Source organism: Imperialibacter sp. (genome assembly GCF_040222385.1).
Lineage (GTDB): Bacteria > Bacteroidota > Bacteroidia > Cytophagales > Cyclobacteriaceae > Imperialibacter.
Genome location: NZ_JAVKDF010000016.1, coordinates 1 through 13,705 on the forward strand (window position 1 = coordinate 1; position 13,705 = coordinate 13,705).

Here is a 13,705-nt window from a genome sequence, read left to right on the forward strand (position 1 = left end):
TACTTTATCGACAGTTGGATTAGGGTAAACACTGAGGTTTGCAAACACCTCGGGAATACCTGTTTTTGTTCCCTCTTCGACCGTCACCGTTACTGTCCACTCCTGCGTGCTGCCATCCTCAGCAGTAACTGTGTACACAACTGCTGCCGAAAAATCCTGAGTGACTTCACTGCCAGGGCTTACCGTAGCTTTGTCGGAAACGGTGATTGCAGGACTAAGGTTAGTGATGTCAGTGCCAGTTTCCACCTCTATAGTCACGGTGTGATCCGTGGTGTTGATTAGGGCATCACCTGTTTGTTCGTGAAGCAAAAAGCTGATGATGTCCTTTGCGCTGCTTAAGGGTTCCGTGGCTGGAGCTACTGTCACCGTTACCGTCCACTCCTGCGTACTACCATCTTCGGCAGTTACAGTATACACCACAGCGCTTGTGAAATCCTGAGGGGCGCCACTTGCAGGACTGATAGAAGCAGCAGCTGAAATGGTAATGGTGGGAGTAAGGCTACTTACATTAGTTCCTGCAACTACTTCAATAGCTACTGTATGTGCCGTAGCGTCAATTACTGCTGGCCCGGTTTCTTCGGGCAGCGAGAAGGTCAGGATGTCCCTGGCACTGCTCAACGGCGCAGGCTCAACCGTTATCGTGACTGTCCATTCCTCCGTGGCACCATTCCCGGCAGTTACGGTGTAGCTTACTGGGGCAGAAAAATCTTGTGTTGCTCCACTCGCCGGACTTATTGTCGCCTGCTCGGAAACGGTGATGGTGGGTGTGAGGGCTGTGGCATCGGTACCGGTGGCAACAATCACCGATACAGTATGACTTCCTGCGTCGATCACTGCATCACCAATTTGTTCGGCCAGTACGAAAGTCAGGATATCGGTGGCTGAATTCATTGCAGGCGTTACTGTTACAGTCCACTCCTGAGTGCTACCGTCGCCAGCAGTCACGGTGTAAACGACAGCAGAAGAAAAGTCGACAGCGGTCTCACTTGTTGGGTCAATGGTTGCCTGCTCGGAAACCGTAATGGTTGGAGTAAGGGCGGTCAGGTCGGTGCCATAAGGAACGCCAATGGCTACCGTATGATCTGTTGCGCTGATCGTTGCGTCGCCTGTTTGTTCAGCCAGCACGAAGGTGAGAATATCGTTGGCTGTGTTGGGGGCAATGGATACTGTCACCGTCCAGTCCTGGGTATTTCCTTCTTCAGCCGTTACCGTATACACCACCGGATTGGTGAAATCCTGTGCAACGCCGGACGCCGGATCCATACTCGCTTCGGCTGAAATAGTGATTTCAGGCGTGAGTGCTGTAATATCGGTACCGTACACCACGTTGATGGCCACGGTATGCTCTGCGTTGCTGATCACCGCATCCCCTGCCTGTGCCGCCAATACGAACGTAAGGATATTGGCATCGCTGGATTCGGCTTCGTCACCTACTGAAATGGTAAAGGCCTTTTCCAGTGTGTTTCCGTTCCCATCGTTCGTTTTAATGCGGACACTGTAGCTATTAGCGGCCTCAAAGTCGAATACTGAGGAGGTCACCAGTTGACTGCCCGAGATACCGAACAGCGAATTGTTGGCGTCTCCCGTTCCTGACACGAGGGTATACGTATACGACCCGGACAGGTCCTCGCCAAGGGTGGTTAGGTTACCTACGACTGCACCTGCATTAAGATTTTCCATTACCGACTGGTTGTCCAGCGTAAGTGCCGTTACCTGGGCTGGTAGGTCATTGACTGAGATCACAAATACCTCTTCCAGGGTGCCACCATTTTGGTCGTCAGTTTCAACACGGACGGAGTAGGTGTCCTGAGTTTCAAAGTCCAGCGTGGCGGCAGTTTTTAGCTGATTTCCGTCAATAGCGAAGGAGCTGTTGCCCCCATCTCCTGTGCCGCTTACCAGGCTGTAAAGATGTGATTGTCCGGCATCTTCATCTGTGGTAGAAAAAGTGCCCACTACGGTCCCGGCAGGGTTACTTTCGTCTACTGCGGCATTATCCAGCGCAATATCTGTGGGTATTTCGTTCACGTCATTGATGGTAATCACAAGCGCTTTTTGAAAGAGCCCTCCGTTTTGGTCGTCGGTTTTCACCCTGATTTTATACTCATGCTTCGTTTCATAGTCAAAGGCAACTCCGGCCCGAAGCTCTGTTCCCACGATGCTGAACGACCCATTGTCGGCACTGCCGGTCCCGCTGACGAGGGTATACAGGTGGGTTTGCGAGGTATTGCCATCCACTGAACTCAGTGTCCCTATTACGTCTCCAACCGAGTTGTTTTCATCTATTGTTGTTTCAGACAGCAGGATATCCGTTGGTGCGACTTGCTGCTCAGTAATGGTGACTTCCCAAACTTGTTCTGTTCCATCCTCAGCGGCGACGGTGTAGTTCACTGCTGATGTGAAGTTTTGTGACATGCCACTGACAGGATTGCTGGTGGCGCCATCAGACAAAGTGATGGTGGGAACCAGAGAAGTCAGGCTGGTGCCAGCGTTTACTTCCATCGTCACTGTATGATCTACATTATCGATGGTTGCTGGCCCTGTCTGTTGGGTCAGGGCGAATGTGAGGATGTCATTCTGAGTGTTGATAAGGAAGTCGATCCCTATGTTACTGTTGGCACCAATGGCGTTGTTAACGTCTGAGGCGTTTGAGTTGGCGAAAGCACTATTGGTGAAGGTGAATAGCAACCCTGAAATATCGGCTGCGTCCTTGTGGTTAGACGCTTTACCAGTGAAGCTAAGAGTGGCCGTGTAACCATCGGCGGCTACAGCAAGCGAAGGCACTAAGCCATTGGGCAGGTTGGTAATAGTGAATGCACTGCCCGAAGCCAGTGTTCCACCCGGGCTTGCGAAGGTGTCGTCTACAATATTGATGTTAATAGACCCCTCAACTGTTCCGTCGTTGGCAGAAGTCTCAGTAAAGCCACCGAGATCGATATTGTATTGAGCAATCCTCCCGTTGTCTCCGTCGGTTACAAATATTCTTGACCCCGTCGGATTTGTAGCAATACCCGAAGGATCATAGATGCCGTCAGCGTCCAGGTCAAAGTATTCCTGACTAGTGGCGCCTTGCGTGACGTCAAAAGGAATACCCAAACTGTACAGGAAAATCCCATATTGATTTCCATCTGAAATCAGCAGCTGGCGTCCATCGGGTGAGAACACCAGCCCTGTGGGTCCATTGCCTTCACCATCTGGCAGGCTAAGGCTACCTTCATAAGCTACAGTGGAGGAAAGGTCGAAAGAAGCCCCGATACTATATTGATAGATTTCATAGTTGTTGCTCCCACCCATGTACATTTTCGTGCCGTCGGCGCTAAATGTAAGCCCGTGAGGCGAACTGTCTTCATTTTCTATATAGACGGAATGGCCGCTATAAGAAACGCCTGCAGTGATGTCAAAGGGCGTAGTAAGATTGTACTGGTAAACATAGTAGTTGTCGTCGCCAAGGATAAACATTCTCATTCCGTCAGCTGAAAAGGCCAGGTCTTGGGGATACTCGTCTTCAGCCGAGAGATCGTAGGAAGCAGTATAACTTACACCGCTTGTTATTTCATACGGAGTGGAGAGCGCATATTGATGCACTAGGGAATTATCTTCACCGGCAACAAACATTTTGGTCCCGTCGCTATTGAAAGCAATACCCGTTGGATAGTCCTCGTTACCGCTAATGTCCAGCGGTGTTCCGGCACTTACGGCTTTGGATACGTCAAAAATATCTCCGTAGAATACAGCAGGGAGGTTATCCCTGAAATCAATTCCACGGTTGCTTGAGGCATTCATAGCGTTAGCCACCGCAGAGGCATTTCCTCCTTCAAAGGCTGAGTTGCCAAAGGTGAACGTGAGGTCCGTGATGTCGTCGGTGGTTTGATGAGCCTCAGCGTTGCCAGCCAAAGTAAGCGTAGAGGAGTACCCGTCGCTCGAAACAGTCAGGGTTGGAGTTAATCCTGTCGGCAGGTTCGTAATAGTATAGTCCGATCCGTGTGTCAGCTGTCCTCCGGCGCTGGCAAACTGCTCGTCCTGAATGCTGACGAGTAGGTCACCTTCCAGGGCGCCATCGTTGAGGTCGGCTTCCACAAATCCATCTGTGACCAGGTCAAATTGGTATACCATATCATTCTGGCTGCCCAACACAAACATTCTGGTTCCGTCCTTACCAATAACTACCCCCGCTGGACCATTGTCAATGTTTTGCAAGTCCAACGAACCTTCCGCAGTCACTCCGGAGGTGATATCAAATGGGTCCGCAAGTTGGTACTGACGAACTGCAGCAGCACCCGGAGCAGAGCTATTTGAGAGGAACATTTTGGTTCCATCCCGAGAGAAAAAGATGTCCTGATAGTTGTAGTTAGTTACCGAATAGGGTTGCCCGTCAAAACTCACCCCTGCACTGATGTCAAATGGTGTTTCCAGGCTGTACTGGCTTACCTTGTCTGCAGCGGAGCTAATGACAAACATTTTGGAACCGTCCTGGCTGAAGGCAATGCCAGAGGATTGCCCTCCTTGAGCGCCCACATCATAGGAGTCGACGAGTGTGACGCCTGAGGTAATAATGTAGGGAGTTGCCAGATTGTATTGATGAATATCGTCTCCGAAACTAAGTGTAAAGAGTTTTGTTCCATCGCTGCTGAATACCAGATCCACCAGCTGTGTATCATCAGCAGAAACATCCAGTGGGTTTCCGTCGGCCGTTACGCCTGCTGAAATATCGAATGGGGTGCTCAGAGAGTACTGATACACCAGACCAGTCGTGTAAGCGGTTACGTACATCTTTGTGCCGTCAGCGTTGAACTCCAGTCCGGTACCATTGGTAGTCTCCGAGGCAACACTGAAGGTGCCGCTGCTCTGCACAGGTATACTTTCATCAAAATCGAACTGATTCCCATAAGCGATCCGGGGATTGTTGTCTTTGAAATCAATTCCACCCAGGGAATAGTCAACTCCATTGATAACATTTTCAGCAGCAATTGTACTAAAGGCACTATTTTCAAACGTGATCGTTAAGTCTGCAACATCATCTGCGTCCTGATGAGCCGCAACAGCTCCTGAAAGAGTCAAAGTAGCAGTAAGGCCATTTGCTGCAACCGAAATTTGAGGTGTCAAACCAGCAGGAAGATTAGCGACCAAAAAGTCCGTACCTGATGCAAGAGACCCTCCAGCATGAGTAAATGTATCATTAGTGATTGTGATTTCTATTGATTCATCAACTGAACCGTCATTTTTGTACGATTCATAAAAAATACCATCGTAGGCAAGGCTCCCATCATCAATGAAGTCGATTCCTGCATTCACTACAAAGTTGCCATTGAGGATGCTAGATGCATCACCAGAAACGAATGCGCTGTTAAGGAAGTTGATGGTAAAGCCGGAAACATCATCAGCATTTTGATGATCGTCAGCATTTCCAGAAAAAGACAAAGTGCCTGTAAGACCATCGGAAGATATACTGATAGCTGAAATTAAACCTTCCGGCATCCCTGTAGTGGTATAGTCCGTGTCCTGGGTTAAGCTTCCATTTGCATGGGTAAACACATCACCAGCAAGGCCAAAGGAAAAGGATCCATTGACCGAGCCGTCATTGGCTGTTGATTCTGTAAAATCGCTCAAAGTGATTTCGTATTGGTTAACTTCATCGCTAGCACCGACAAGAAACGACCTTGAGCCATCTGGACTGAAAACAAAATCGATAGGATTTAGCTCTTGTGAACCGACATAAAGGAAAATATTATTGCTCACACCCCCTACTATGTCAAATGCAGATGTCAGGTTAAGTTTATAAACACGATCAAATTGACCACTGATCATAAACAGTGTATTCCCGTCCGGAGAAAAACTGATACCTCCTGCCCCAACCAAAGTGTGGAATGTACTCCCGGTTAGTGAAATATCATCCGTAATATCAAATGGTGTCCTCAGTTCATATTGAAAGAACTGAAAGCCAACCTGGGTGATTAGTCGGCTTCCATCAGAGCTAAATGCCAATTTAGATACACTCAAAGTCTTGGATCCATCCAGACTAACACCAGTTGAAAGATCGAATGGATTGATTAAAGCATATTGAAATATTGTATTAGAGCTAGAAACATACATCTTAGTTCCATCCGAATTAAAAGCTATATCCAAGGGAGTTGAAGTTTCTGAAGAAATATCATATGCTCCAGCTAATGTGACCGCCGATACATCAAAAGGTGTAGTTAGATTATAAGTAGTAATATCAAGACCATCCGCCCCGCTGATAAATAGTTTTGATCCATCATTGCTAATTGCCAATCCGGTTGCACTGGCTTCATCAGAAGAAATATCCAGGGTTGTCCCAGAATATGACTGTTGTGATAGGTCATAACCACCGGGTGTCGAAATGACACCATTTATGTCCTTGAAGGCTATTGCGAAATAGCTACTAGCTCCCACAGCATTAGTCACCTGGCTTGCGGTGGAATTGACAAATGCATTGTCATTGAAAGTGAACTGAATATCATAAACATTATCTGCACGATCATTACTTGTCGCTTTTCCTGACAAAGAGAATGCAGCACTACCTCCATCTGAAGCAACATTCAATGTTGATGTCAGACCGGAAGGAAGTCCCGAAAGCGTGTAATGTATACCCTGTAGTAATGTGCCTCCTGCATTGGCAAATAAATCATCCACAAGAGTTATTGAGATTGTACCGGATACTGATCCATCATCTGCAAATGATTCAGAAAAAGTTTCAATTGGTAGATTCACCTGAGTGATGTCATCCCCTGCATCACCCAGAATGAGTAGATGCGATCGGTCAGGGCTTATAAAAAAATCTACTGCCTGGGTTTCTGCTGAATTATAAGAAATATACTCCCTCTCATTCACTCCATAGCCAATGAAATAAGGAACTTCCAGTTCATAAACAGTAACAGCACTACCATTATTCAAATACAATTCTTTCCCACTAAAACTGAAAACAAGATCCTTTCCGCCTTCATTCAGCGATACATCATAGGTAACACCACTCGTGATATCGTAGGGGTTTGAAAGTCTGTACATATAAGTTTTTGAAATGTCTGTTACATACATGTTTTCACCATTGGGGCTAAAACAAAATCCCTCTGGAGCAGACGTTTGAGAAGAAATACTGAAGCTCCCCTGAGGGGTAACAGTACTGGTAATATCATAGGGACTGGAAAGACTGTATTGATTGACATCATCTCCAAAGGCTCCCACAATGAACATCTTGGTTCCATCACCATTGAATTGAATACCCTTAGGTTGGGTTTCTTCTGTACTTACATTATAAGAATTACCACTTGAACTCACTCCTTCAGTAATCTCAAAGGGAGTGGTCAGGTTATACTCGTAAATGGTAGCATTAGCAGTGCCTATTACAAACAACTTTGTTCCAGTATTAGTGAATGCCATGGCTGTTGGTGTGGTCTCTTGAGATCCAACACTAAATGTGGTGGGTTGGATATTATCATTTGAAATTATAGGTTGCCCATATCCCAAAATTGGGGTCTGATTTACTCTGAAATCAAGAGAAATGCCTGTACTCGCACTTTGTGCTCCACTTACTGCTGAAGAATTTCCACCTGTAAATGCAGAATTTAAAAAGTTAAAAGTCAAACTTGATACATCATTACTGTTTTGATGATTGGTAGCTGATCCAGAGAAACTGAGAGTAGCGTTTGTGCCGTCAGAACCAACAGTCAAAACAGGGGTTAGTCCTGTCGGAATATTTGGTACCTGAAAGTCTGTATTAAAAGTTAAAGTACCGCCTTGATGAGTAAATGTGTCCCCATTGAGCGTGAAACTGGTAACAGATCCTGCAATTGCGCCGGTATTTGAGATAGCCTCTCTAAACTGGGGTGGTTTTACGTCGTATTGCAGTACGTTTTTAGATGTGGTCACAGCAAAAAGCCTTGTACCATCTGGACTAAATGTCAAACCAAACACACCAGTCAGGACGAATGACACCTCATCCGACATTACAGTAGCTGTTACATCAAAAGGAGTGGACAATGTGAACTGATTAATAGTATTTGATGAGGTTGAAATAAGCACTTTAGTGCCTGACGAACTAAAAGCAATTCCGCTGATGGATGAAGTCAAATCCTCGGAATATCCCTGATCAGTAACGGTTGTGCTAAAATCATACAGAGTAGAAAGAGAGTATTGTCTGATATTTCCGGCTGACTTGCCTATGAACATTTTTGAACCGTCTGGAGAGAATCGAATAGCATTACTACCCGATCCGATAGAATATGAGCCAGCTGCAGTGATTGTTCCTGTTATATCGAAAGGATTTTCTAGAGTATAACGATAGACGGCATTACTGGTCATTACGAACATAAGTGTGCCGTCCTCGCTAAAAGTCAGATCAATTGCATTATACGCTGCTGAACCTTCTTCGGCTACCGTTGAGGTCAGATCATATGGCTCAGACAAGCTGTATTGGTGGATGCCATGTGTTGCAGCACTAAAAAGAAACATGGTAAGCCCATCGTCACTAAAAAGCACACCTCTAGGGGCTGCACTGGTAAATGTCGTCGACACGCCATAAGTTGTACCTAGTGTCGCTCCTGCAGTGAGATCGTAGCTTGCGCGATAAGAAATGGACTGGCTCCTTGCAGTCGATAGTACTGACAACATTAATGTGGCCAGCAAAAAGTGCTTAAAGAGTAAAAAGTTTTTCATGGCATAAAGGTTTCAAGTGGTAAAATGTGATTCACTGCGACATTTGTCTGGTTATGCGAATTTTTGGTTGTACCCTTAGTCAGCCAGGCATTAGAATGTGAACATCATTTCACTATTTTTTTCATTTCTTATTTTTTCTTTCGATAGTGTTCACATATTTGTAGTTCGCCGACTAACTAGTGAAAATCAGTTTCAGAAGAAGTGAGAAAGACATCATCGCCAGCATTCGTGAGGGGAACCAGCGGGTGATGGAGGAGGTATACGTTAGTTACCGAAATGAATTTGTCAGCTGGAGCAGAAGGAAGTTTGCTATTACGGAGCAAGATGCACTGGATCACTATCAGGATACGCTGACGGTGTTTTTTGAAAAAGTAATGAATGACAGCATTTCAGGTATTGAAAGCAGCCTGAAGACGTATCTTTTTGGTATTGGGAAGAACAAGGTGAGGCAGCAGTTCGACGAAAGGAGTCGGATGAAGCGCCACGAGGAGGGGTTGGTGGAACACTATCGGTTTTTGTCGGAAAACAAGGAAGCGGAAGCGACCTACGACCTGGCGAGGCAGCAAACCTGGGAGCTTTTCGATGCCATGGGCGAGGCGTGCAAGCACATACTTCGGCTTTTCTATTTTGAGAAAAGATCAATGAGTGAGATCGCTGAGATCATGGGACACAACAGTGAGGCGGTCTCGAGAACGACCAAAAAAAGGTGCCTGGAAAAGATCAGGTCTCAGGTTAAAAAACCATTAGGCGATGGATGAAGCGAGAGAAAAATATTTGCAGGGTAAGCTGACAGAAGTCGAACGGAAGACTTTTGAAGAAAATTTATCTTTGGAGGAGCAGCAAGAGCTGGCATTTGAGCTGGGAATAAGGGATGGCATTGAAAGTAAAGTGAGGCTGGAACTAAGAACAAAAGTGGAAAGCTTTGAAAAGAAAGCAAGGCCTGTCAGAAAGATCAACCCCACGTATATAGGCATTGCTGCTTCCTTGTTTTTGGTGGCTTCCGTCGCATTTTTCCTTACCCGACAGGAGGAATCACTTTTTAGCGAGTATTACAAGCCCTATCCGAATTATGAATTGACGTCGGTAAGGGGAGAACAAAATATAAACGGGAGGGAAAAGGCTTATCAGGCATATGATGAGGGAGAATATGAGGCCGCCATCACCGCCTTCGGTACCTTGAACTCGCTATCCGCCCCGGACTACTTTTTCAGAGGAATCTGCCTCATCGAGATGAATAAAGAGGCACTTGCCCTCACTGACATGGAGCAGGTATTGCGCATGAAAGATGAAGATTATTCGGAAGCGGCCACCTGGTATACCGCCCTGATATACGTGAAAATGAATGACAGCAAAAGCGCTATCCCTCTTTTGGAATCTCTGGAGTCGGGCAGCTCTGAAATTGCCGCCAATTCGAAAAAGCTTCGCAGTGAGCTTTAAGCGACCCCTGACTTCCTTTTGTAGACTACCAGAGTCAAAGAGACTACGATAATCAACGGGAGCAGCCACATGATCGTATTTCGATCTTTTCCGATAGGGCTGTTGTCACCAATCAATACAAAACCTCCCCAGAAGAATGGGTTTCTCGCTTTGCCTTGAGCGGCGGCAAGATAGGCTCTTTTGGCGTTGGCCAGCGCCAAGTCTTTGGGTTGCCCATTCGAAAGGTTTTCATAGAAGTGCCGCATAAGCTCGGGAGTGGACTTGTCTGAAGCAGGCCAAAGGCTCATCACAACGCTGGGCACACCCGCTGACCGAAAGGACCGGGCGAGGCTCATGACACCTTCTCCTTCTTCAATCTTGCCAACCCCGGTATTGCACGCACTCAGCGTGACCAAATCGGCGTTCAGGTGCAAATTGATCAATTCGAAGGCGTGCAGGAACCCATCTTCATTATCATCGCCGTCTGAAAAGACAAGTTTGGAATAATCGGCATCACTTTCGTTCACAATAGAATGGGTGGCCAGGTGGAGGATTGAAAAATTCGCTGCTTCTTGCTTAAAGCTGGACTCAGAGGCGTCTTTGCCAAGCCTTGCCAAGCTATTGAAGATATCACTCACATATTCGACTTCCTTCCTGGCGCCAGGAAGAGCAAACAGCTTGTCTGATCTTAGTGCCAATCCGGCCATCGAATAATTTGTTTTGCTCGTTTCTGAAAACTCAGGCGCATAGGCAAGCACACTTATTTCTTCAGCGTTTTTATGTTTTCTTGTCTCAAGCAAAGTCGCACTCAAATCATAAGATATTACATGATTCTCTATCAAATAACTACCTGATTCATCTAAAAGTAAGTCAAAGGGAATGTAGCCAGTGGTTCCGCCAGGAATGATGATGAGGTCTTTACCAGTGATGGCCGGATACATGGGTGATAGTAGAAGACGAGTGAGCTCTTCGGACCTTTCGACAAAGACTTTTTCATTCTGGTCGGTCAATGCTTTTCTAAAGGTTGTGATAACTTCATCAAGGTTTTTTGCATCGGATCTATTGATTGTAGCGTCATTTTCAGAAATGAGCATCGAAAACAGGGTCTTGTCGTCAGTTAGGTGAAAACTCAACAGTACGGTTGATTGACTTCTTTCCGCCAAAAAAGCTTGAATTGATCCAACGGATGCCGGTATGAGCCCAAACTTATTCTCGGTGTACGCCGGATACTGTTTTTCAAGGCTTTTGATAAACTCCTCATACTCCCGGTTAATCTTGAAGAGATTGGCTTTGGTTGCCGAAGCATCTTGCTTTGACTCCAGTGTAGAAATGATCAATGTATTCAGCGAGTCTTGCTTTAGTCGGTAGTCCTTATCCCGGACCAGTGTTGCCTCAGGTATGCCTGAAATTTGTTTCGCCTTTTCATTACTAAGTTTGCTCAACAATGCTGAACTTTTTGCCAGCTCAGTGTATCGGAAAATTTCTTCCAGATCCTTACGGTTCTTGTTGGCTGCATACTTCCGGAAGTAAATGGGGATGGCGTAATCAGCCAATTCTTTGATGCTGCCGGAGATAGAGATCAGGTCACTATCTTTAGAGAAATTGAGCTTGAATCTCTCGATGACGCTTTCGGTGGCTTTCAAATATGCAACCGATGTCTCCGGGTCTTCACTTTGGGCTGCGTGCGCTTCGGCTAGCCCCAGCAGAGACCTTTGAATTTCCCGAAAAGACAGGTGGTGTTGCAGGTCGGGTATCTTATCAGCATCTCCGTCCCAGGTATACCCCGGAAGGTTGTGCTGCAATGCCAGGTGAAATTCTGAAATGGCCTCCTGAGTCTTCTTTAGTTTCAAGTGACAATTTGCCAACCGGTTGTAGTTGTCCGCCTGGTCGTAGTTATGAGGCCCATACACTTTCTTGCCGATCTCAGCTGCTTCCTGAAAGTACGCCGCCGCTTTTTCATAGTCAGGAATCTCCACTGCTACCGCACCAAGGTTGTAGTAGGCATAGCCGGTCAGGTGATGGTCGTGTCCATACTTTTTTGTCCTTCCGTCCAGAATGATTCGAAAATACTTTTCGGCCTCATCGAACCTTTCCATCCCCCCATAGCAGAGGCCAATGTGTTCGGTGGACTGCAGCACTTTAAGGTGGAGGGGATCTAGCTGATCACTTCTGATTTTCAAGGCCTGACGGTGGATTTCAAGGGCCTTTTCAAATTGTTTTTTCTTGTACAGTAAATAGCCAATGTTGTTCAGGCTGTTAGCTACCTCGAGGTGGTCCTCCCCAAGGTATTTTTTTCTGATATCGAGCGACAAGCCATAATATTCCAGCGCTTTGTCGTATTGCAGAAGGTTCTTGTACATAATCCCTATGCTGCCATAGAGAGTGCCGATTTCAGGGTGATCCGGTATCAGCAGTTTCAGTGTTACCTCCAGTTCTTTTTTTAATAGGATGAGCGAGCCGGCAAAATCACCGGTGTACCATTTGATTCGGGCATTCAAGCCAATAAGTTTCGCTTTTAGCGTTTGATCATCAACCTTCATTGAATCATATAGCGAGCTGGCTTTTTTGAGGATTTTCTCAGCATCGATTAACTCGTGCATGTTGACCAAAGCAAGCCCTTTATGTGTATTATATCTGACAATGTCTTGCGGTTCGTTGGAGAGAGCAATGGCTTTATCAAACTTAATGAGAGCTATTTCATCCTTTCCTGTAAGTGCCGCCAGGCGCCCGTGAAGAAAGGTTATTTCAGCCTCCGTCTTCTGATCATGTGGAAGTTGTGCGATTTTTTCGATCACCCTCTCGACGTCATCGAATTTGGATAGTTCCTGGTAGCTGTTGACCTGCCCAATCAGTGAATTAATTTGATTAGTAATGTCCCTGGAGTTCAAAGACCCCATTTCAGCTTTTTTGTAAAGCTTTAAGGCCTCTTCATAGCGGGCATCCTGAAAAGCCCGCTCAGCTGCCACCAGCATGGGAGCAATTTCCTGACCGGAAGTACTGTAAAAGGCAAGCAAACTTAAGGCAAGTAGGAAGGTTCTCATTATACCAAGTTAACTAACACCGGAAATACAACCTATAAAATCAAAAATAACAATTGAATCTTGTTTAGGTGAGATATGAGTGTAAAGTGCCTGAAAATCAGCCTGCTGTCATCATAAACATAAAAAACCCGGCACATCGTGCCGGGGTTTTATTTTTCCCCGAAGGGAATTTGATCGCATAAACCAGTGATCCATCGACCAGATGGCCGGTTTAATGTTGAAAGGGACTTACGCTGCCATGCCCTTTCGTTGTCGTTGTGGAATTAGTTTTTAATGATTCTGAAGGATTTTACTTTCCCTTCGGTTGACACTTGCAGTACATACACTCCTTCGGTCAAGCCAGCCAAACTGATAGATTCAGTGTCATGCAGGCTTTGACTAACCTGGTTGAGCACTGTCCCACTCAGGTTTATTAACCGCAGCTCGGTGCCATTAACTAGGCCCGAAATATGTACTTTATCGACAGTTGGATTAGGGTAAACACTGAGGTTTGCAAACACCTCGGGAATACCTGTTTTTGTTCCCTCTTCGACCGTCACCGTTACTGTCCACTCCTGCGTGCTGCCATCCTCAGCAGTAAC

General features: G+C 46.2%; 5 protein-coding genes. 2 read left to right on the top strand and 3 right to left on the bottom strand.

Going from position 1 to position 13,705, the window contains the following annotated elements:
- Positions 1-8,667: SGBP N-terminal domain-containing protein (locus RIG68_RS03700; protein WP_350118724.1), on the bottom strand; the 8,667-nt coding region annotated here is incomplete at its 3' end.
- 179 nt (positions 8,668-8,846) lie between these two features.
- Between RIG68_RS03700 and RIG68_RS03705 the strand changes: the two genes are divergently transcribed.
- Positions 8,847-9,425 carry an RNA polymerase sigma factor gene (locus RIG68_RS03705; RefSeq protein WP_350118727.1) on the top strand — a complete coding sequence of 193 codons (579 nt, stop codon included), beginning with the start codon at positions 8,847-8,849 and terminating at the stop codon, positions 9,423-9,425.
- Complete coding sequence (locus RIG68_RS03710) at positions 9,418-10,104, top strand: tetratricopeptide repeat protein (RefSeq protein ID WP_350118730.1); 687 nt, start codon at positions 9,418-9,420, stop codon at positions 10,102-10,104. Before RIG68_RS03705 ends, RIG68_RS03710 begins: the two co-directional genes overlap by 8 nt.
- On the opposite strand, the gene RIG68_RS03715 is transcribed toward RIG68_RS03710, so the two are convergent.
- Positions 10,101-13,124 carry a CHAT domain-containing protein gene (locus tag RIG68_RS03715; protein ID WP_350118733.1) on the bottom strand — a complete coding sequence of 1,008 codons (3,024 nt, stop codon included), beginning with the start codon at positions 13,122-13,124 and terminating at the stop codon, positions 10,101-10,103. The two genes, RIG68_RS03710 and RIG68_RS03715, sit on opposite strands and share 4 nt — an antisense overlap.
- Before the next feature lie 263 nt (positions 13,125-13,387).
- On the bottom strand, positions 13,388-13,705 hold a 318-nt coding region (locus tag RIG68_RS03720), incomplete at its 5' end, for a T9SS type A sorting domain-containing protein (protein WP_350118736.1).